General features: G+C 55.0%; 22 protein-coding genes. 14 read left to right on the plus strand and 8 right to left on the minus strand.

Features of this window, described 5'->3' with window-relative positions; all coding sequences use genetic code 11:
- The first annotated feature begins 9 nt into the window (after nucleotides 1-9).
- The 13 genes from lptE to lipA all read left to right on the plus strand — a co-directional run bounded on the left by lptE (nucleotide 10) and on the right by lipA (nucleotide 12,369).
- Nucleotides 10-579 (plus strand): LPS assembly lipoprotein LptE, encoded by a 570-nt coding sequence (gene lptE / locus BH712_RS07640; protein ID WP_006809628.1) that lies wholly within the window; start codon nucleotides 10-12, stop codon nucleotides 577-579.
- Nucleotides 579-1,610, plus strand: coding sequence for a DNA polymerase III subunit delta (gene holA, locus BH712_RS07645; protein ID WP_006809629.1), 1,032 nt, complete (start codon nucleotides 579-581; stop codon nucleotides 1,608-1,610). Before lptE ends, holA begins: the two co-directional genes overlap by 1 nt.
- Entirely contained in the window at nucleotides 1,603-2,268 is a 666-nt protein-coding gene (gene nadD, locus BH712_RS07650; RefSeq protein ID WP_006809630.1) for a nicotinate-nucleotide adenylyltransferase, read from the plus strand. Before holA ends, nadD begins: the two co-directional genes overlap by 8 nt.
- A gap of 268 nt (nucleotides 2,269-2,536) precedes the next feature.
- A complete protein-coding gene (gene rsfS / locus BH712_RS07655; RefSeq protein ID WP_003858696.1) occupies nucleotides 2,537-2,854 on the plus strand; it encodes a ribosome silencing factor in 318 nt (105 codons plus the stop codon).
- Nucleotides 2,855-2,857: 3 nt separating this feature from the next.
- Nucleotides 2,858-3,325, plus strand: a complete 468-nt coding sequence (gene rlmH, locus BH712_RS07660) for a 23S rRNA (pseudouridine(1915)-N(3))-methyltransferase RlmH (protein WP_003858701.1) — start codon at nucleotides 2,858-2,860, stop codon at nucleotides 3,323-3,325.
- A 28-nt stretch (nucleotides 3,326-3,353) separates the two neighbouring features.
- A complete protein-coding gene (mrdA, locus tag BH712_RS07665; RefSeq protein WP_006809631.1) occupies nucleotides 3,354-5,255 on the plus strand; it encodes a peptidoglycan DD-transpeptidase MrdA in 1,902 nt (633 codons plus the stop codon).
- 2 nt (nucleotides 5,256-5,257) lie between these two features.
- Nucleotides 5,258-6,370 (plus strand): peptidoglycan glycosyltransferase MrdB, encoded by a 1,113-nt coding sequence (gene mrdB, locus BH712_RS07670; protein ID WP_006809632.1) that lies wholly within the window; start codon nucleotides 5,258-5,260, stop codon nucleotides 6,368-6,370.
- Nucleotides 6,371-6,386: 16 nt separating this feature from the next.
- Complete coding sequence (gene rlpA / locus BH712_RS07675) at nucleotides 6,387-7,493, plus strand: endolytic peptidoglycan transglycosylase RlpA (RefSeq protein ID WP_006809633.1); 1,107 nt, start codon at nucleotides 6,387-6,389, stop codon at nucleotides 7,491-7,493.
- A 139-nt stretch (nucleotides 7,494-7,632) separates the two neighbouring features.
- A complete protein-coding gene (gene dacA / locus BH712_RS07680; protein WP_003858714.1) occupies nucleotides 7,633-8,844 on the plus strand; it encodes a D-alanyl-D-alanine carboxypeptidase DacA in 1,212 nt (403 codons plus the stop codon).
- Nucleotides 8,845-8,951: 107 nt separating this feature from the next.
- Nucleotides 8,952-9,215, plus strand: a complete 264-nt coding sequence (gene ybeD / locus BH712_RS07685) for a DUF493 family protein YbeD (protein WP_003858718.1) — start codon at nucleotides 8,952-8,954, stop codon at nucleotides 9,213-9,215.
- A 94-nt stretch (nucleotides 9,216-9,309) separates the two neighbouring features.
- Nucleotides 9,310-9,951 carry a lipoyl(octanoyl) transferase LipB gene (gene lipB, locus BH712_RS07690; protein WP_006809635.1) on the plus strand — a complete coding sequence of 214 codons (642 nt, stop codon included), beginning with the start codon at nucleotides 9,310-9,312 and terminating at the stop codon, nucleotides 9,949-9,951.
- Between the two features lie 291 nt (nucleotides 9,952-10,242).
- Complete coding sequence (locus BH712_RS07695; protein WP_006809636.1) at nucleotides 10,243-11,196, plus strand: YbeF family transcriptional regulator; 954 nt, start codon at nucleotides 10,243-10,245, stop codon at nucleotides 11,194-11,196.
- A 207-nt stretch (nucleotides 11,197-11,403) separates the two neighbouring features.
- Entirely contained in the window at nucleotides 11,404-12,369 is a 966-nt protein-coding gene (gene lipA / locus BH712_RS07700) for a lipoyl synthase (protein ID WP_006809637.1), read from the plus strand.
- Nucleotides 12,370-12,448: 79 nt separating this feature from the next.
- Here lipA and tatE read toward each other — a convergent pair whose 3' ends face one another.
- Entirely contained in the window at nucleotides 12,449-12,652 is a 204-nt protein-coding gene (tatE, locus tag BH712_RS07705) for a twin-arginine translocase subunit TatE (protein ID WP_006809638.1), read from the minus strand.
- Between the two features lie 125 nt (nucleotides 12,653-12,777).
- The gene (locus BH712_RS07710; protein WP_006809639.1) at nucleotides 12,778-13,566 is read right to left on the minus strand and encodes a deaminated glutathione amidase; all 789 of its coding nucleotides are present in this window, start codon (nucleotides 13,564-13,566) and stop codon (nucleotides 12,778-12,780) included.
- A gap of 66 nt (nucleotides 13,567-13,632) precedes the next feature.
- On the opposite strand from BH712_RS07710, the gene crcB reads away from it, so the two are divergent.
- Nucleotides 13,633-14,016, plus strand: coding sequence for a fluoride efflux transporter CrcB (gene crcB / locus BH712_RS07715; RefSeq protein WP_032673587.1), 384 nt, complete (start codon nucleotides 13,633-13,635; stop codon nucleotides 14,014-14,016).
- A 219-nt stretch (nucleotides 14,017-14,235) separates the two neighbouring features.
- Here crcB and cspE read toward each other — a convergent pair whose 3' ends face one another.
- From cspE to BH712_RS07745, 6 genes are all read right to left on the minus strand, one after another.
- Nucleotides 14,236-14,445: a transcription antiterminator/RNA stability regulator CspE gene (gene cspE / locus BH712_RS07720; protein ID WP_002439184.1), complete on the minus strand. Its 210-nt coding sequence runs from the start codon at nucleotides 14,443-14,445 to the stop codon at nucleotides 14,236-14,238.
- 190 nt (nucleotides 14,446-14,635) lie between these two features.
- Entirely contained in the window at nucleotides 14,636-15,253 is a 618-nt protein-coding gene (pagP, locus tag BH712_RS07725) for a lipid IV(A) palmitoyltransferase PagP (protein ID WP_006809641.1), read from the minus strand.
- A 119-nt stretch (nucleotides 15,254-15,372) separates the two neighbouring features.
- Nucleotides 15,373-18,489: an efflux RND transporter permease subunit gene (locus tag BH712_RS07730; RefSeq protein WP_006809642.1), complete on the minus strand. Its 3,117-nt coding sequence runs from the start codon at nucleotides 18,487-18,489 to the stop codon at nucleotides 15,373-15,375.
- Nucleotides 18,486-19,691, minus strand: a complete 1,206-nt coding sequence (locus BH712_RS07735) for an efflux RND transporter periplasmic adaptor subunit (protein ID WP_006809643.1) — start codon at nucleotides 19,689-19,691, stop codon at nucleotides 18,486-18,488. The genes BH712_RS07730 and BH712_RS07735 overlap by 4 nt, the downstream gene beginning before the upstream one ends.
- Nucleotides 19,688-20,944 (minus strand): TolC family protein, encoded by a 1,257-nt coding sequence (locus BH712_RS07740; protein ID WP_006809644.1) that lies wholly within the window; start codon nucleotides 20,942-20,944, stop codon nucleotides 19,688-19,690. Before BH712_RS07740 ends, BH712_RS07735 begins: the two co-directional genes overlap by 4 nt.
- A 12-nt stretch (nucleotides 20,945-20,956) precedes the next feature.
- Entirely contained in the window at nucleotides 20,957-21,250 is a 294-nt protein-coding gene (locus tag BH712_RS07745; RefSeq protein ID WP_006809645.1) for a copper-binding protein, read from the minus strand.
- Nucleotides 21,251-21,268 lie beyond the last annotated feature (18 nt).

The raw sequence follows: 21,268 nt of genomic DNA on the forward strand, positions 1-21,268 counted from the left end.
GGAGGAAACGTGCGACAACTGGCAACAATACTCTTATCTCTGGCGGTGCTTGTCACAGCTGGCTGCGGCTGGCACCTGCGCAACACCACGGCAGTGCCAGCTCAGATGAAAACGATGATCTTCGACTCATCCGATCCGAACGGACCGCTGAGCCGGGCCATTCGTAATCAGCTGCGTTTGAACGATGTTGAGCTGATCGAGAAGGGAACCCTGCGTCAGGATGTTCCTTCGCTTCGCGTCCTGAAATCAACGCTGTCACAAGACACGGCATCGATCTTCCAGGATGGTCGAACCGCGGAATACCAGATGGTGCTTACCGTTGATGCGGCCGTATTAATGCCGGGTAAAGATATTTACCCTATCAATACTAAAGTCTATCGTTCGTTCTTTGATAACCCGCAGACGGCGCTGGCAAAAGACGCCGAACAGCAGATTATCATCAAGGAAATGTATGATAAGGCCGCGGAACAGCTGATCCGTAGACTGCCTGCCATTGCCGCGTCGACGAAAAAAGGCGCTGACGTCATCGAAACACCGGATGCCAGCACGCCGGATATGCCAACGTCGCTGGGTAACTGATGATCAGGTTGTATCCTGAACAACTCCGCGCGCAGCTCAACGAAGGGCTGCGCGCGGCCTATCTGCTACTCGGCAACGACCCCCTGTTACTTCAGGAAAGCCTTGATGCGGTTCGCCATGCGGCGGCGGCGCAGGGTTTTGATGAGCATCATACGTTTCAGATCGATAACAGTACCGACTGGAACGCCATCTTCTCGCTTTGTCAGGCTATGAGCCTGTTTGCTTCACGTCAGACAATCCAGATCCTGCTGCCAGAGAATGGTCCTAATGCTGCCATCAATGAACAGCTGACCATGCTGGTCAGTTTGTTACACGGCGATCTGCTGCTTATCGTACGCGGCAACAAACTCACAAAAGCGCAGGAAAACGCGGCCTGGTTTACCCGGCTGGCCACCAGCGCGGTGCTGGTCACCTGCCAGACACCCGAGCAGGCCCATCTGCCAAAATGGGTTGCCGCACGAGCAAAGCAGCACAATTTGCAGCTGGATGATGCCGCCAGTCAGCTCCTCTGCTACTGCTACGAAGGCAACCTTCTGGCACTGGCGCAGGCGCTGGACAGGCTCGCTCTGCTGTGGCCTGATGGCAAGCTGACGCTGCCGCGCGTGGAACAGGCGGTGAATGATGCCGCGCACTTTACCCCCTTCCACTGGGTTGATGCGCTGCTGTCAGCGAAAAGTAAGCGTGCCCTGCACATTCTGCAACAGCTGCGCCTGGAAGGCAGTGAGCCGGTCATCCTGCTCCGTACCCTTCAGCGCGAATTACTGCTGCTGAACAACCTTAAACGCCAGTCGGCACATACGCCCCTGCGCGCCTTATTCGACAAACATCGCGTATGGCAAAACCGTCGGGCGATGACCACGGAGGCGATAAACCGCCTGAGCCAGGAGCAGTTGCGTCAGGCTGTGCAACTTCTGATGCGCGCCGAACTGACGTTAAAACAGGATTACGGCCAGTCCGTCTGGGCGGAGCTGGAGAGCCTCTCTTTGCTGCTCTGCCATAAGGCGCTGGCAGACGTATTTATCGATGGGTGATATGTATTCTTTACAGGCCATGTATGGCGGGACCTTCGACCCGGTGCACTATGGGCATCTTAAGCCGGTAGAAATCCTCGCGAATTTGATTGGGTTGCAGCGGGTAATCATCATGCCCAACAATGTTCCGCCGCACCGTCCTCAACCAGAAGCAACCAGCGAGCAGCGTAAAACAATGCTCGCGCTGGCTATCGCCGATAAGCCTCTCTTTACGCTGGATGAGCGCGAACTGCGCCGGGATACGCCTTCCTGGACATCGCAAACGCTGCGGGAGTGGCGCGCTGAGCAGGGACCCGAGAAACCGCTGGCGTTTATCATCGGCCAGGATTCCCTGCTCAACTTTCCCAGCTGGTACCAATACGACACCATTCTGGACAACAGTCATCTGCTAGTCTGCCGCCGTCCGGGCTACCCGCTGACCATGCGCGACGCGCAGCATCAGCAGTGGCTGGACATGCATCTCACGGACAATATAGAAGAGCTGCACAGTCTCCCCGCCGGGAAAATTTACCTCGCTGAGACACCGTGGTTTGATATTTCCGCGACCCTCATCCGCGAGCGTCTCCAGCAGGGTTTAGACTGTAACGATCTCCTGCCCTCACCCGTGCTGGCCTATATCCACGCACACGGTCTGTATCAGAAAAGTACAGATGCCTGAGCATCATCGGCGAAATTGTCTGTTATTGATTATCCTGCCTTGACAGGCTAAGCCATACTGATATCCTCCGCTGCCAGACTTTCCCGCCGATCGTTGCTTTACAGAAATTGTTTTACAAAAATGGCGATGCAATCTCAGGCGGAGGGTGGGATGATACCCGCCTTCAAAAGCCGGGCGGTGACATTTGTCCCGCGACTGGCGTCAGTTCAGGTATACTGGCTGACCACGAATTCATAGTTTTACAATCTCATTCACCCAGGGGGAAAACTTGCAGGGTAAAGCACTCCAGGATTTTGTTATCGACAAAATTGATGACCTGAAAGGTCAGGACATCATCGCTATCGACGTTAAGGGTAAATCCAGCATCACCGACTGCATGATCATCTGCACCGGGACCTCAACTCGTCACGTTGTTTCGATTGCTGACCATGTTGTTCAGGAATCGCGCGCGGCAGGGCTGCTTCCGCTGGGCGTTGAAGGTGAAGCGACCGCCGACTGGGTGGTTGTCGATCTCGGCGATGTGATTGTCCACGTCATGCAGGAAGAGAGCCGTCGCCTGTATGAGCTGGAAAAACTCTGGGGTTAATGCGTGAAGTTGCAGCTGGTCGCCGTCGGCACCAAAATGCCGGACTGGGTACAAACCGGTTTTACTGAGTATCTGCGTCGTTTCCCAAAAGATATGCCGTTCGAACTGGTGGAGATCCCAGCAGGTAAGCGCGGCAAGAACGCAGATATCAAACGTATTCTCGATAAAGAGGGAGAGCTGATGCTGGCGGCCGCAGGCAAAAACCGCATCGTGACCCTCGATATCCCGGGCAAACCCTGGGATACGCCGCAGCTGGCGCACGAACTGGAGCGCTGGAAGCAGGACGGTCGTGACGTCAGTCTGTTGATTGGCGGACCAGAAGGGTTATCTCCCGCCTGCAAAGCGGCAGCAGAACAAAGTTGGTCACTCTCTGCGCTGACGCTGCCCCACCCGCTTGTGCGGGTTCTCGTGGCAGAAAGTTTGTATCGCGCGTGGAGCATCACTACCAACCACCCTTATCACCGCGAGTAATGACTGACCAGGGTAATTTAAGCAGCGGATGAAACTACAGAATTCTTTTCGCGACTATACGGCTGAGTCCGCGCTGTTTGTGCGCCGGGCGCTGGTCGCCTTTACGGGGATTTTGCTGCTTACCGGCGTGCTGATCGCCAACCTCTATAATCTGCAAATTGTCCGCTATACCGATTACCAGACCCGCTCAAACGAAAACCGTATTAAGCTGGTGCCCATCGCGCCCAGCCGCGGCATTATCTACGATCGTAACGGCACCCCGCTGGCGCTAAACCGCACCATCTACCAGATAGAGATGATGCCGGAGAAAGTGGATAACGTGCAGGATACGCTGAACGCGCTGAGAAGCGTTGTCGACCTGAATGATGACGATATTGCCGCGTTCAAAAAAGAGCGCGCACGCTCTCACCGTTTCACCTCCATTCCGGTAAAAACCAACCTGACAGAAGTACAGGTCGCCCGTTTTGCCGTTAACCAGTACCGTTTCCCCGGTGTGGAAGTCAAAGGCTATAAGCGCCGCTACTATCCTTACGGGTCCGCGCTGACGCACGTGATTGGCTACGTCTCCAAGATCAACGATAAAGACGTCGAACGCCTTGATAAAGACGGCAAGCTGGCTAACTACGCCGCCACCCATGATATTGGCAAGCTGGGGATCGAGCGGTATTACGAAGATGTCCTGCACGGTCAAACCGGTTATGAAGAGGTTGAAGTTAACAACCGTGGCCGCGTGATCCGTCAGCTAAAAGAAGTTCCCCCGCAGGCGGGACATGACGTCTATCTGACGCTCGACCTGAAGCTACAGCAGTATATCGAAACGCTGCTGGCGGGTAGCCGTGCTGCGGTTATTGTGACCGATCCGCGCACCGGCGGCATTCTGTCCATGGTTTCCATGCCTAGCTACGATCCGAACCTCTTCGTGGATGGCATCTCCAGCAAGGACTACTCCGGCCTGCTCAACGATCCAAACACGCCGCTGGTGAACCGCGCTACGCAGGGTGTTTACCCTCCTGCTTCAACGGTTAAACCGTATGTCGCCGTGTCTGCCCTGAGTGCGGGTGTGATTACCCGCAACACCAGCCTGTTTGATCCGGGCTGGTGGCAGTTGCCTGGCTCTGAAAAACGCTACCGCGACTGGAAAAAATGGGGCCACGGCCACCTGAACGTGACCAAATCTCTGGAGGAGTCGGCGGATACCTTCTTCTATCAGGTCGCTTACGACATGGGTATTGACCGTCTGTCTGAATGGATGAGCAAATTCGGCTACGGGCATTACACCGGTATAGATTTGGCGGAAGAACGTTCCGGCAACATGCCAACCCGCGAATGGAAGCTGAAACGCTTTAAAAAACCCTGGTATCAGGGTGACACCATTCCGGTGGGGATCGGCCAGGGCTACTGGACGGCAACACCGCTGCAAATGAACAAGGCGATGATGATCCTCATCAACGATGGCGTCGTGAAAGTGCCGCACCTGCTGCAAAGCACCGTTGAAGACGGCAAAAAAGTGCCGTGGATACAGCCTCACGAGCCACCGGTGGGTGACATTCATTCCGGGTACTGGGAAATCGCGAAAGACGGCATGTACGGTGTAGCCAACCGCCCTAACGGGACAGCGCACAAATATTTCGCTGGCGCACCGTATAAGGTTGCCGCGAAATCAGGTACGGCTCAGGTCTTCGGTCTGAAAGCGAATGAAACCTATAACGCACACAAAATTGCCGAACGTCTGCGTGACCACAAGCTCATGACGGCGTTTGCCCCTTATGATAACCCGCAGGTTGCGGTGGCGATGATCCTTGAGAACGGCGGCGCAGGCCCGGCTGTGGGTACCATCATGCGTCAAATTCTCGACCACATCATGCTGGGTGATAACAACACCGAACTGCCGGCTGAAAACCCGGCAGCCGCTGCGGCGGAGGACCAATAATCATGACGGATAATCCGAATAAAAAATCGCTGTGGGACAAGATCCACATCGACCCAGCTATGCTGCTGATCCTGCTGGCTCTGCTGGTGTACAGCGCCCTCGTAATCTGGAGCGCCAGCGGCCAGGATATCGGCATGATGGAGCGTAAAATCGGCCAGATCGCCATGGGCCTGGTCATTATGGTGGTGATGGCGCAAATACCTCCGCGCGTGTATGAGGGCTGGGCACCCTATCTTTATATTTTCTGTATCATTTTGCTGGTGGCAGTAGATGCTTTCGGGGCTATCTCGAAGGGGGCGCAACGCTGGCTGGATCTGGGGATTGTCCGCTTCCAGCCGTCGGAAATTGCCAAAATCGCCGTCCCGCTGATGGTGGCGCGCTTTATTAACCGCGACGTCTGCCCGCCCTCGTTGAAAAATACCGCCATTGCGCTGGTGCTGATTTTCCTGCCGACGCTGCTCGTGGCCGCACAGCCGGACCTTGGCACCTCGATCCTTATCGCCCTCTCCGGCCTGTTCGTTTTGTTCCTGTCCGGTCTGAGCTGGCGTCTGATTGGTATCGCGGTGGTGCTGGTTGCCGCCTTTATCCCTATCCTCTGGTTCTTCCTGATGCATGATTACCAGCGCCAGCGCGTCATGATGCTGCTCGATCCGGAAACCGATCCGCTGGGGGCGGGCTATCATATTATTCAGTCGAAGATTGCGATTGGCTCCGGTGGCCTGCGTGGAAAAGGCTGGCTGCACGGGACGCAGTCGCAGCTCGAATTTTTACCGGAACGCCACACTGACTTTATTTTTGCCGTTCTGGCTGAGGAGTTAGGGCTGGTTGGCATCCTGGTTCTGCTGGCGCTCTATGTGCTGCTGATCATGCGTGGGCTCTACATTGCCGCGCGCGCGCAAACCACCTTTGGCCGGGTCATGGCGGGTGGATTAATGTTGATTTTGTTCGTTTATGTCTTCGTAAATATTGGTATGGTGAGTGGTATTCTGCCGGTTGTCGGCGTACCGCTGCCGCTGGTGAGTTACGGGGGCTCGGCACTGATCGTGTTGATGGCCGGGTTTGGTATCGTGATGTCGATCCATACCCACAGGAAAATGTTGTCCAAAAGCGTATAAAAATAAGGGGATCGCAATGCGCAAGCAGTGGCTGGGTATCTGCATCGCAGCAAGTTTACTTGCCGCCTGTACAAGTGATGATGGTCAGCAACAGGCAACCGTCGCGCCGCCGCAGCCTGCGGTCTGTAATGGCCCGATTGTTGAAATTAGCGGTGCCGATCCCGTTTACGAACCGCTGAACGCCAGCGTCAATCAGGATTATCAGCGTGACGGCAAAAGCTATAAAATCGTTCAGGATCCTTCCCGTTTCAGCCAGGCTGGCTTTGCTGCCATCTATGACGCTGAGCCAGGCAGCAACCTGACTGCGTCAGGTGAAACCTTCGATCCGATGCAGATCACGGCGGCACACCCGACGCTGCCAGTCCCAAGCTATGCACGCATCACTAACCTGGCGAATGGCCGAATGATCGTGGTGCGCATCAACGATCGTGGTCCTTATGGCAACGATCGCGTGATCTCCCTGTCTCGCGCGGCGGCCGATCGTCTCAACACCTCAAATAATACCAAAGTGCGTATCGACCCGATTATCGTGGCACAGGATGGCTCGCTCTCTGGCCCGGGCACAGCCTGTACCACGGTTGCGAAACAGACCTACGCCCTGCCCGCGCGCCCGGATTTGAGCGGGGGGATGGGGGGTGCTTCAACGCCAGCGGAGCCTGCACAGCCGCAGGGTGAAGTGCGCGCCATCAGTAACGATACGCTGCAAAGTGAAGTCGCGACCGGCGCCCCGGTGAAAAGCAGTGGTTTCCTTGGCGCACCGACTACATTAGCGTCTGGCGTGATTGAAACGAATGAACCTGCCCCAGCGCCTGCGCCTGTTGTTGCTGCACCCGCGGCACAACCCGCCCCGGTGACCGTCCCTGCTGCGACGCAGACTGCTGCGCCTGCGACGGTGAGCGGCAGCTATGTGGTTCAGGTTGGTGCCGTCAGCGACCAGACCCGTGCAGAGCAGTATCAACAGCGCTTAAGCCAGCAGTTTGGTGTGCCAGGCCGCGTTGAGCAAAACGGTGCGGTATGGCGTATCCAGATGGGTCCGTTTGCCAGCAAGTCGCAGGCAGCGTCCCTGCAACAGCGTTTGCAGAGCGAAGCGCAACTCCAGTCGTTTATTGCTGTTGCGAAGTAATTAATCGGTGGTATCCGAAATGTCAATTTGTGTAAACCACGTTAACACTCTCATGATGAAAGTCGGATGCCTGCCCGTATAGCATTTGCTATAGTAAGGCACTTTTTTTAATTCCATCACGGATGTCGTAGTTCTGACCATGAAGACCACTTTTTCTGCTCGTTTTGTGCAGCGCATGGCGCTGACCACGGCCCTTTGCGCTGCTGCCTTCTCCGCAGCTCACGCGGATGACCTGAACATCAAGACCATGATCCCTGGCGTTCCGCAGATCGACGCGGAATCCTACATCCTGATTGATTACAACTCCGGCAAAGTTCTGGCAGAACAGAACGCCGATGCCCGCCGCGATCCGGCCAGCCTGACCAAAATGATGACCAGCTATGTTATCGGCCAGGCCATGAAAGCAGGTAAATTCAAAGAAACTGACCTGGTCACTATCGGTAACGATGCGTGGGCAACCGGTAACCCGGTGTTTAAAGGTTCATCGCTGATGTTCCTGAAGCCAGGCATGCAGGTTCCGGTATCTCAGCTCATCCGTGGCATCAATTTGCAGTCGGGTAACGACGCCTGTGTGGCGATGGCCGATTTTGCAGCAGGTAGCCAGGACGCGTTTGTGGGCCTGATGAACAGCTACGTCTCCGCGCTGGGCCTGAAAAACAGCCACTTCCAGACCGTTCACGGCCTGGACGCCGAGGGTCAGTACAGCTCCGCGCGTGACATGGCACTGATTGGTCAGGCACTGATCCGCGATGTGCCAAACGAGTACTCTATCTACAAAGAGAAAGAGTTCACCTTCAACGGCATCCGTCAGACCAACCGTAACGGCCTGCTGTGGGATAACAGCCTGAATGTCGACGGCATCAAAACCGGCCACACCGACAAAGCTGGCTATAACCTGGTCGCCTCCGCCACTGAGGGCCAGATGCGTCTGATCTCTGCCGTGATGGGTGGCCGTACGTTTAAAGGACGCGAAACAGAAAGCAAAAAACTGCTGACCTGGGGCTTCCGCTTCTTCGAAACCGTCAACCCGCTGAAAGCCGGTAAAGAATTTGCCTCTGAGCCCGTCTGGTTTGGCGATAACGATCGTGCTTCCCTGGGCGTGGACAAAGATCTCTATCTGACCATTCCACGCGGTCGTATGAAAGATCTGAAAGCCAGCTACGTGCTGAATACCACCGAGCTGCACGCCCCGCTGCAAAAGAATCAGGTTGTGGGTACCATCAACTTCCAGCTGGATGGCAAAACCATCGATCAGCGCCCACTGGTGGTGCTGGAGGAAATTCCTGAAGGCAATTTCTTCGGCAAAATCATTGATTACATTAAACTGATGTTCCATCACTGGTTTGGTTAAAAATTGAACACTTGAAAGTGTGATTTTGATCCCCATATACTACGTATCAGTAAAACTCCCGCCCTGTGGCGGGAGTTATTATTTTTTATACACACGCCGGAGCTGACATGAAAACCAAACTTAACGAACTGCTTGAATTCCCTACCCCTTTTACTTACAAAGTAATGGGTCTGGCGAAACCTGAGCTGGTTGATCAGGTGGTTGAAGTGGTACAGCGCCATGCGCCGGGCGACTACTCTCCATCAGTCAAACCGAGCAGCAAAGGTAACTACCACTCGGTCTCAATCACCATCACTGCCACACACATTGAGCAGGTTGAGACGCTGTACGAAGAGCTCGGCAATATCGAAATTGTTCGTATGGTGCTGTAGTCCCTCAGCGGTTGCCCGGTTTGCCGGGTAACCCCCTTCCCCGCTGTGATATACTCCGCGTTACCTATTCTCCCTTGTCTTCGGAGACATCTTTTTGTACCAGGATAAAATTCTTGTCCGCCATCTTGGGCTACAGCCTTATGAGCCTGTCTCTCAGGCTATGCATGACTTTACCGATATGCGCGATGACACCACACCTGATGAAATCTGGCTGGTTGAACATCTGCCGGTGTTCACTCAAGGCCAGGCAGGAAAAGCCGAACATTTATTGATGACGGGCGATATCCCGGTGATCCAGAGCGATCGCGGTGGACAGGTGACATACCACGGCCCGGGCCAGCAGGTAATGTATGTCCTGCTTAACCTCAAACGCAGAAAGCTGGGCGTGCGTGAGCTAGTGACCTTACTGGAACAGACCGTGGTAAACACGCTGGCTGAGTACGGTATTGACGCTCACCCTCGCGCAGATGCGCCGGGCGTCTACGTGGGAGAGATGAAGATCTGTTCGCTGGGTCTGCGTATCCGTAAAGGCTGCTCGTTCCATGGGCTGGCGCTGAATATCAATATGGATCTGACCCCATTCCAGCGCATCAACCCCTGTGGGTATGCCGGTATGGAAATGACGCAAGTGCGCCAGTGGGTCGATACCGCCACACCTGACAATATCCGGCCCGTACTTCTGAAGAACTTTTTAGCGCTGCTTAACAACCCCACCTACGAATATATTCCTGCTTAACTTTCTTCCGGCAGTGGTTCGATTATTTGACGAGCCACTGCTTAATTGCCGCATTTACGCTTTACAATAAACCGCATATTCTATATTTTCGAGTCGCCCATATATTAGCGTCCCATATTAATTAGAACCTTAATAGTACCATCGCAGGGTATCATGTAACGTGCGTGACAATCACCCAACTGCTTGTTTTCGATAAATAATGGAAACTTACGAAACACTTTACGAATCTCTGCAAGCATAATAAATAAATTCAACTATCATTCATATTGTGAATGGATACGGAGTAAGAGCGTGGAGCCTACTAATTTACCAGCCAAACGCCTGAATGAAACCAGCGGCGAAGATAAGCCGCAAATTTTCCGGACTTTACGAAATATTGATCTCAATTTATTGACTATTTTTGAGGCGGTATATGTCCACAAAGGGATCGTTAATGCTGCGAAAATTCTTAATCTCACGCCTTCTGCTATTAGCCAGTCAATTCAAAAATTGCGCGCTATATTTCCCGATCCGTTATTTATTCGTAAAGGCCAGGGCGTAACCCCAACCGCGTATGCCACCCATCTGCATGAGTACATCAGCCAGGGTCTGGAATCGATTCTGGGCGCACTGGATCTCACCGGCAGTTACGATAAGCAACGAACCATCACCATAGGCACCTCTCCCTCTGTGGGCGTTCTGGTCATGCCGGCTATCTACCAGGCTGTGAAGCAGCATGCGCCACAACTGCTGATCCGCAACGTGCCCGTCAACGATCCGGAAACTCAGCTGGCGCAATTCCAGACAGACCTGATCATCGACAGCAACAGCTTTACGGCCAGGGCATTAGGGCATAACGTCCTCTATTCCGACTCTCTGGCGCTCGTGTGTCGTCATAATCACCCTGCGTTGGGCGCACCTTTAACACCAGAAAATTTACGTCAGTACGAACATGCAACCTTTATGTCCGAGGGGCAGGGTCCGGATCCGCTGCGCCAGCGCATTGACGAACTGTTCCCGGACCGTCTGATCAGCTTCAGCAGTTACAATATGTTTACCCTCGCAGCCCTGATTGGCAGCAGCGATTTGCTCTGTATCATGCCTGTACGTCTCTTCACTTTGCTTCAGAAGTGCTGGCCGCTGGAGAGCATTCCAGTGAGTCAACTTTCTACGGAATCTGTTGAAATCTCACTGCATTACAACAAGCTCAGCCTGCGCGATCCGGTGCTGGAAAACGTCATTAACGTGATCCGCCAGGCTTTCTGATCCCGCCTTTCAGCACAAGCCCCTGCCGCATGCGGGGCAAAAGGCACAAAACAACAACTATTTTACAAATTGGCGACCTGGCAGGCTGCTTTATCGCCCCTTTAGATGATATACTGCCTGTCGTTCGTTCAAAAATAGTTGATAATTACAACATTCCCTTGAATTGAAACGCTTTCCTTCGATATTCGCAACTGGAACACGCACGCTATGAGTAAACCCATTGTGATGGAACGCGGTGTTAAATACCGCGATGCCGATAAAATGGCCCTTATCCCGGTTAAAAACGTGGCTACAGAGCGCGAGGCGCTGTTAAGAAAACCGGAATGGATGAAAATTAAACTTCCGGCCGACTCTTCGCGTATCCAGGGGATCAAAGCGGCGATGCGCAAAAATGGCCTTCACTCTGTCTGTGAAGAGGCCTCCTGCCCTAACCTTGCTGAATGTTTCAATCACGGTACCGCGACATTTATGATTCTGGGTGCCATCTGCACCCGCCGCTGTCCGTTCTGTGACGTCGCCCATGGCCGTCCTGTTGCGCCTGACGCTAACGAACCGCAAAAACTGGCGCAGACGATTGCTGATATGGCGCTGCGTTATGTCGTTATCACCTCCGTTGACCGTGACGATCTGCGTGATGGTGGTGCTCAGCATTTCGCTGACTGCATTACCGCCATCCGCGAAAAAAGCCCGAATATTAAGATTGAGACGCTGGTGCCGGACTTCCGTGGTCGTATGGATCGCGCGCTCGATATCCTGACCGCGACGCCACCAGACGTGTTCAATCACAATCTGGAGAACGTGCCGCGTATCTACCGTCAGGTGCGTCCAGGTGCAGACTACAACTGGTCTCTGAAGCTGCTGGAGCGCTTTAAAGAAGCCCATCCGCATATCCCAACCAAATCTGGCCTGATGGTAGGTCTGGGTGAAACCAACGCTGAGATCATTGAAGTGATGCGCGATCTGCGCCGCCACGGCGTCACCATGCTGACGCTGGGCCAGTACCTACAGCCAAGCCGTCACCACCTGCCTGTACAGCGTTACGTCAGCCCGGATGAGTTCGATGAAATGAAAGCCGAAGCGATGGCGATGGGCTTTACCCATGCCGCGTGCGGTCCGTTTGTTCGCTCCTCTTATCACGCCGATATGCAGGCGAAGGGCGAAGAAGTGAAATAAACCTGTAAAATTTATTTACAGTAAAACAAAAAACCGGCTTCGTGAGCCGGTTTTTTATGCAAGCCTTGCAGCATTGCCATTACTCTTTGTGCGAAAGCTTTTGTGCAGTGATGTCATCGTCGGCACTTTTCTTCGCTGCCGCGTCGTCATCGTTCATTGCTTTCTTAAAGCCCTTAATGGCAGCACCCAGGTCTCCCCCCAGCGTGCGTAACTTCTTGGTACCGAACAGCAGGACGACCAGTGCGGCAACCACCAGCAGTTTGGTAATACTAATCTCACCCATAAATACCTTCTTTACATGAAACAGGCTGCATTCCGCCAAAAAACCTGAATGTATTAACGGTCATTTGACGCGTGCACACAATAGCAATCTGTAACAAGGTGAATCAAGCATTGTTGAAAAAAACATCAGATTAATTGCGGTGGCGCAAACCTGCGGTTGCGCAGAACGGGTAATTGCTCACGAGCAAGCGCGATTCGCGCTGAAATTATCTCCGTCAGCAGTAACGCAGGCGCCTCTGCTGCTGCCGCAACCGTAACCCCCAGCGGATCGACAACCCTGCTCTGCCCGATATTCCTGTTACCACACTCCCCCGCGGCCACCACATAACAGGTGGTATCCAGCGCGCGTGCTGCGAGCAGCGTCGCCCAGTGATGCTCCTTTAGCGGTCCTTTGACCCACGCGGCGGGCAGAACCAGCACCTCAGCCCCCTGCAATGCCAGGTTGAGCGCCAGCTCCGGAAAACGAATGTCGTAGCAGGTCATCAGGCCCACTTTAAAACCTTCCACCTCAATCAGCGGCGGAATTACGCTCCCCGGATCAACCCGTCGCGACTCCTGAATGCTGAACGCATCATACAGATGAAGTTTGGCGTAACTTGCGATAATCGCGCCTTCACGTATCGCCACCAGCGTGTTCACCGCGCGCCCCGGCGTGGAGGGAACATGAATAGTCAATATGGTGGTGTGCGTGCTACCGACGCTCTCGGCCAGGAGGCGTTTCAGAAACGCCCCTTCGAGCGTTTGCGCTGATTTTACCGACAGGTCCGGATCACCGTCATCGCGCGCCAGTAACGCTTCAGGAAGCACCAGCAGCGCCGCCCCCTTTTGCTTCGCCTGGTGCATCAGGGAGACGCATTTTTCCGCGTTTTCACTCCAGTCCGGCGTCACCGCGAACTGCCCTACTGCAACATACATAATTGTCTCCCGGTTAAAAACAGCGTTACACTCGACGCACTCACACAGCTAATGCAGGTATTGACAGTGTTACAACTACTTATAGCCGTTTTTATTGGTGGAGGCACGGGTAGCGTTGCGCGGTGGCTCTTAAGCATGCGGTTTAACCCTCTGCATCAGGCCATTCCGATGGGAACACTGGCGGCAAATCTGATGGGGGCGTTTATTATTGGGATGGGGCTGGCCTGGTTTAATCGCATGACCCAGATCGATCCTATGTGGAAGGTTCTGATTACGACCGGTTTCTGTGGCGGCTTAACGACGTTTTCGACCTTCTCTGCGGAGGTGGTGTTTCTGTTTCAGGAAGGCCGGATGGGCTGGGCGCTGACGAACATTGCCGTGAACATGCTTGGCTCGTTTGCGATGACCGCGATCGCATTCTGGTTATTTTCCTCCGCCAGCGGGCATTAAGCGCGACAACCTTAATGTTGGCTTAATTTTTCTCTGTCACTCTTAGCTCAATATTGAACGAGGGTGATAGCATGAAAGAAAATCTGTTGGGCGCGGGAATGGTATTGTTAAGCGTCGCGATCGTCGCCAGCTTTCTGAAGATCTATCTTGTTGGTTGATTCAGAACGAAAAAAACCCGCTCAAAGAGCGGGTTTTGAAATTCTTGCTGACGCGTCTGAATTACAGAGCGATTACGTTAGCAGCAGAAGGGCCTTTGGCACCGTTAGTGATTTCGAACTCTACACGCTGACCTTCAGCCAGAGTTTTGAAACCATTAGACTGGATTGCAGAGAAGTGTACGAACACGTCTTTGCTGCCATCTTCAGGAGTAATGAAACCGAATCCTTTGGACTCATTAAACCACTTAACGTTACCTTTAATCTTAGACATCAAAATTACCTTTACATTAAAAAACGACACAAATGCTGTGTCGGGTATCAGTACAACAATTGTGAGGCGTTTTGTCCAGCGGATCTTTGATAAAAAGTGACAAAAGTCGCGTTAATTTTCACTGTCCGATTTTTATCCTTTACAATTCAATGCCTGTGCATTTTTTGGCCGGATTACCACCAAAATTCAGTTAAAACTGAAACCGCATCCATGCAAAGTAAACGTTACCGTTGTTGTACGTACCCGGTATGTAGGTCATCTGAAACGTCGCCGGACCATAACCGACAGAGGCAAGCGGCAACAGCACCGGAACAGGAATGTATTTCCAGTTATCACGCGCCGTAAACCCTGCCGTATAGCCCAGCCCCAGCCGGAAGTTATCGTCTGATAACGGACGCCAGGTTTTTTCCCAACCGTAGCCGCCAATAGGCTCCCATTTGTTGTAGGAGTCCTTAAACGCCATCAGGTACAGGCCATGCCAGTTACCTTTTTCATCCCAGCGAGACTGACCGAAACCGGCCCCCCACGGACGCTCGTTATAACGGTCTGTTTTTTCTTTATCGTAGGCAAAACGTGCATGCCACGTAATAGCCGGAATATAGAGATCGTAATGCTCGGGTTCGCTCCAGGTTTGCGCGACGTTATCCGTAAAGGTGGTAAACCAGCCTTTCTCTGTTGCGTTGTCTTCTGCATGCGCAACCGAAGCAATCGTTAACTGCCCAAAGATAATCAAAAATAGCAGGATAAATTTATTTCGTAACATCACAATGCAATAACCATTCTTAGTATTCAAAGCAAAGTTTACCATAGGATAGTTGAATGAAGTCTTAACAACATCCGTGTTATTCCTAAACCTCTATTATTAATCTGGGAATATTCTTAAGCGGAATGCCTGCATACGTAAATAAACGTATGCAGGCCTAAAAATTAACGTTGATGTAACAATTTATACAACGCGGGAATAACCAGCATCGACAACAGCGGCGCGGTAACCATGCCTCCAATCATCGGCGCGGCGATACGCTGCATGACCTCCGATCCGCTTCCCCCACCCCACATGATGGGCAGCAACCCTGCCATAATAGTGGCTACCGTCATCACCTTCGGACGCACGCGCAGCACCGCACCTTCGTGGATCGCCCGCATAAGCAGCGCATTTCCCCCTTCGGGTTCGCGAGCCCGATATTTATCAAGGGCATGATTCAAATAAAGAACCATAATTACGCCGAACTCTGCCGCCACCCCGGAAAGGGCAATAAAGCCCACTGCCCCCGCCACTGACAAATTATATTCAAGCAACCACAAAAACCATACGCCACCAATAAGCGCGAAAGGCAATGTCCCCATTATTATCAGGACATCTGATATCCGCTTAAAGGTTAACCATAAAAGAATGAATATAATCATCAGCGTGACAGGTAAGACTATTTTGAGCGAGGCCGTCGCACGCTCCAGATATTCAAACTGCCCGGACCAGGCGAGAGAAACGCCCTGCGGCAATGTCACCTGCTCCGCCACGCGCTTTTGCATCTCATCCACGGCTGACTTCAAATCTCGCCCGCGTAAATCCACATAGACCCAGCTTGAGAGCCGCGCGTTTTCGCTTTTCAACATCGGCGGGCCTTCCGACACGACGATATCAGCCAGCTCCCCGAGCGCCACCTGGCTTCCATTTGCGGTCACTACCGGCAAAACCCGCAGCTTGTCGATATTGTCTCGCAGATCGCGCGGATAACGCAGATTGATGGGATACCGCTCGCGCCCCTGAATCACTTCGCCGATATTCTCCCCGCCCACCAGAGTGGAAACCAGGCTTTGCAGTTCATCCACGGAAACACCGTAGCGCGCAGCCTTTTGCCTGTCGATACGAATATCCACGTAGCGCCCGCCTTTGAGACGCTCCGCCAGCGCAGAGGTGACGCCAGGAACGTGCTTCACCACCTGTTCAATCTGCCGGGCGACACGTTCAATGTCGGCAATATTATTGCCGTTCACCTTAATGCCGACCGGGCTTTTGATCCCGGTTGCCAGCATATCCAGACGGTTGCGGACAGGGGGCACCCACACATTGGCAATGCCCGGCAGCGACACGGTCTTATCCAGCTCGTCCACCAGCTTTTGCGGCGTCATTCCTGGCCGCCACTGCTCGCGGGGCTTAAAGTGGATGGTCGTTTCCAGCATGGTTAAGGGCGCGGGATCGGTTGCCGATTCGGCCCGGCCCGCTTTACCAAACACGCTCGCCACTTCCGGTACACTCTTGATTAACCGGTCCGTCTGCTGAAGCAGCCGCGATGCCTCCCGGGCAGAGATCCCCGGCAGCGTGGACGGCATATAGAGCAGATCCCCCTCATCCAGCGGCGGCATAAACTCGCTGCCCAGATGGCTCAGCGGCCAGAGCGTGGCGAACAGCAGCAAACAGGCCAGCGCCAGCGTCGTTTTCGGGAAGGTCAGCACCTTGTCCAGCAGCGGCTCATAAAGGCGGATCAGCACGCGGTTGATCGGGTTTGCTTTCTCATCCGGGATCTTCCCGCGAATGAAATAGCCCATCAACACCGGGACCAGGGTGATCCCCAGCCCTGCCGCGACCGCCATCGACCAGGTTTTCGTGAACGCCAGCGGCGAGAACATCCGCCCTTCCTGTGCTTCCAGCGAAAACACCGGAATAAACGACAGCGTAATGATTAACAGGCTGCAAAACAGCGCGGGTCCCACTTCAACGGCAGCCCGTTCCGCCAGCCGCCAGTAATCTCCCGAAGTCGGCTCTGTACCCGGATTATCATGCCGCCACTGTTCCAGCACCTTGTGCATATTCTCAATCATCACAATTGCCGCATCCACCATCGCCCCGATGGCAATCGCAATCCCGCCGAGCGACATAATGTTCGCGTTAATGCCCTGATAGTGCATGACCACAAAAGCACCGAGGATCCCCAGCGGCAGTGAGACTATCGCCACCAGCGCGGAACGCAGGTGGAACAGGAACAGCGCACACACCACCACCACCACGGCAAACTCTTCAAGTAGCTTATGCGTCAGCGTTTTGACCGACTCCTCAATCAGCGTGGCGCGATCGTAGACCGGGACAATCTCAACGCCTTTTGGCAGCGTTTTTTGCAGTTCGCTCAGCTTCGCTTTTACCGCACGAATGGTTTCCAGCGCGTTCTGCCCGTAGCGCATGACCACCACGCCACCCGCTACCTCCCCTTCACCGTTAAGCTCCGCTACCCCCCTGCGGATCTCCGGGCCGATGCCCAGGGTGGCAACATCTTTCAACAGAACGGGCACGCCATTCCGGCTGGCGATCACCACCTGGCGAAAATCCTCCAGCGTGTGCAAATAGCCTGTCGTGCGAACCATATATTCCGCTTCGCCCATCTCCAGCAGCGCACCGCCGCTCTCTTTATTCGCGGCCTGCACCGCGCTGGAAAGCTGGCTGTGGGTGATGTTCAACGCGCGCATTTTCGCCGGGTCCGCCACGATCTGATACTGACGCACCATGCCGCCAATGCTTGCCACTTCAGACACATTCGCAACCGTCTTAAGCTCGTACTTTAGCGTCCAGTCTTGCAGGGCACGCAGATCCGCCAGGCTGTGTTTCCCACTGCGGTCGATAAGCGCATATTCATAGATCCAGCCCACGCCCGTCGCATCCGGCCCCAGCGACACCTTCACGCCGGGGGGAAATTGCGTCTGGACCTGGCTTAAATACTCCAGCACCCGGGACCGCGCCCAGTAGAGATCGGTCCCGTCCTCAAACAGCACATACACATATGCATCGCCAAACATTGAAAAGCCGCGCACGGTTTTGGCACCCGGTACGGACAACATGGACGTTGTCAGCGGCCAGGTCACCTGGTCCTCAATGACCTGCGGCGCTTTTCCGGGGTAACTTGCTTTGATAATGACCTGCACATCCGACAGATCGGGCAACGCATCCAGCGGTGCGCGCTGCACCGCCCACCCGCCCCATCCGGCTATCATCAACGCGGCCAGGATCACCAGCAGGCGGTTACGCAGCGAGGCGCGAATCACAGCGGCAATCATGGCGTCACCTCCGGCATTACGCTGCGCAGGCTGGCTTCAGAATCGATCAGGAATTGCCCGGAGGTCACCACGGCATCGCCCTCTTTCACGCCGGACAGGATCGCCGTCCAGCCCTGCGCCGTCAGCCCGGTTTTCACCGTCACGGGGCGGAAATAACCGTCTCCGGTCGCCAGCAGCAGACGCGAAGATTCGCCGCTGTTGATGACCGCCTCCTCCGGCACCGCCAGCACCGGCGGGCGTTGCGTTTCTTCCGCCCGCGTGACGGATAAATACATTCCCGGCTTCAGTTTATGCGCAGGATTCTCCAGCACGATGCGCGCTTTCAGGGTACGCGTGGACGCTTCCATCTGCGGCAGTAGCTCGCTGACCACGCCGTGGAACGACTCTCCCGGCCAGCTCTCTGACGTTGCCACCATTTTGCTACCCACAGCCAGAGACTGCGCCTGCGTTTGCGGGTAATCGACCACCAGCCAGACCGGATCGAGGCTGGCAATTTCAAACAGCGGTGCCGTTGCGCTGATTTGCGCCCCTTCCCGCACGTCCAGTTTCACCACGTAGCCCGCCCGGGCAGCGCGCAGGGTGAGCGTGGTCTGCGGCTTACCGCTGCGTTCCAGCAGGCGAATGACCTCTTCCGGCATAAACTGCAACGCCAGCCGATCGCGCGCCGCGCGGGTTAGCGCGGCATCGCCAAGCTGACGAACGGCGAGATACTCCTGCTGGGCGGTCGTCCACTGCGGGATCCAGAGCTGCGCCAGCGCCTCTCCGGCTTTCACCTGCTGCTGCGGCGCATTAACAAATAATTTCGACACCACGCCACTGGCCGGGGCGGATACCACCGAGACGTTACGTTCATCCGTTGACACCGTGGCAAAAGCCGAGAACGGCGAAACCAGATGGCGCATCTCTGCTTTGACGGTTTTCATTCCCAGATTTTGCTGCTGTTGCGTGCTAATAGCCACGCCTGACGCCGCCTGCTCTTCATCGGCATAGCGCGGGACCAGGTCCATATCCATGAAGGGGGATTTACCCGGCTTATCAAAGCGCTGTCCGGGCATCATGGGGTCGTACCAGTAAAGCACCTTACGCTCCGTGGCGTGTGGCGCGCTGACTGGCTGACGCGTCTGTTTCTGTCCGGCCATATAGCCGCCAGCGGCAGCCGCCGCGATGGCAATGGCCACCGCCGTTAAGGTTGTTATTTTCATTGCGCCAGTTCCTGTGGGATCAGCCAGTTCACGGCAGCCCAGGTCCGCGCCATATCGCGTTCCGCCTGGTTGACCGCCAGTTCCGTATCCAGCACGTCACGACGCGCCTCCAGCAGCGCACCAGGCGCAGACTGCCCGGAGCGATACTGCGCCGTCAGCACCGCCAGCCGCTGACGCTGTAACGGCAGAACCTCGTCCCGCTGACGCTGCCACAGCGTTTGCGCAGCCTGATACTGCGCCACCAGCGCCTGCACCTGAGCGATGTGTTCGCGTTTGAGCAGCGTCAGTTCGTCCGCCGCCTGTATGGAGCGGGAGACATCGGCGGCATAATCCTTGTCCTGACGTTTTGACTGGAACAGAGGCAGATCGACGCTGAACATCACGCCAGCCATGTCGTCATAGCCTTCGGCGCGATGCGCGTAATAGACCTCCACGTCAACATCGGGTATCGCCGCCACGGCAGATTGCGCTGAACGCGCTTTCGCGGTTTCCGCTTCACGTCTCGCCGCTTCCACTTCCGGGTGCTTTACAATGCCCTCCTGCAACGTCATTTCATCGGCAGGAAGACGCTGGTAGCGTGGCAGTGGCCCGCGTACATCCGTTATTGCGTGTCCGGTCAGCTGTAGCAGACGGCTTTGCGCCAGCTGCACGTCCCGCTGCGCCAACGTCTCTTTGTCGCGCATGGCAATCAGGATCGTCCGGAGTGCCAGCACGCTGTCCGGCGTTGCACTTCCCGATCCGACGCTCGCCTTCTGCACGCCGCGCTGGCGTTCCGTTTCCCTGACCAGCGCTCTGGCTATTTTCAGCGCCTGCTGCGCCAGCGCCAGATCCAGCCAGGCCTGGGCGGTATCGCGCTGAAGCGCGGCGCGGACGGCCTCTGATTTTGCCAGCACGCCTCGCGCCTGTGCCTGAAAGGTCCGCGCTTTGCGTTCCCGCTTCTCAGCGCTGACGTAGCTTTGCATGATGCCAATCTTCTGCATGGTCATCCCTTCGCGCGTCAGCCGCCTGTCATTTCTGCCCTGTACCGGCACGTTTTCAATGCCGAATTTCAGTTTCGGGTCGGGTAATTGCGTGGCGGAATCTGCCATCGCATCCAGCGCCTGCGCTTCGTTACGGCTGGCGGAAAGTTCCGCTGAATAGCGCTCGGCTTCGGTCAGGGTGTGTTCGAGCGTCCACGGCTCCGCCTGGGCGGCGGAGCTTAACAGGCCGAACAACACCCCACCGAGCCACTGGCTCAATGTGTGTCGTGTCATGGGGAACCTCGCTTAGCGCGCTGGCGTCAGCGAGACAATCTGAAAACCGTCACCCGCACGCTCCAGCGTGAAGGTCACCTCATCTCCCGGTTTCGCGCCATTCAGCGTGGCGCCCGCTGATAAGGTAAACGGCATGGTCATGGCGGGCCATTTCAGTTCCGGAATCGCGTCGTGCTGAAGCATAACGGTGTTGTCAGCGATCGACTGAACCACCCCATGGCCCTGCCATGTCTGGTTTGCCTGAACGGTGTAAGACGTGAAAGAGACGGCCGCGCCAGCCAGCGCGGAAAGGAATAAAGTACGCATGATAAAACTCCTGTTAAA

Source organism: Enterobacter hormaechei ATCC 49162 (assembly GCF_001875655.1).
Taxonomy (GTDB): Bacteria; Pseudomonadota; Gammaproteobacteria; order Enterobacterales; family Enterobacteriaceae; genus Enterobacter; species Enterobacter hormaechei.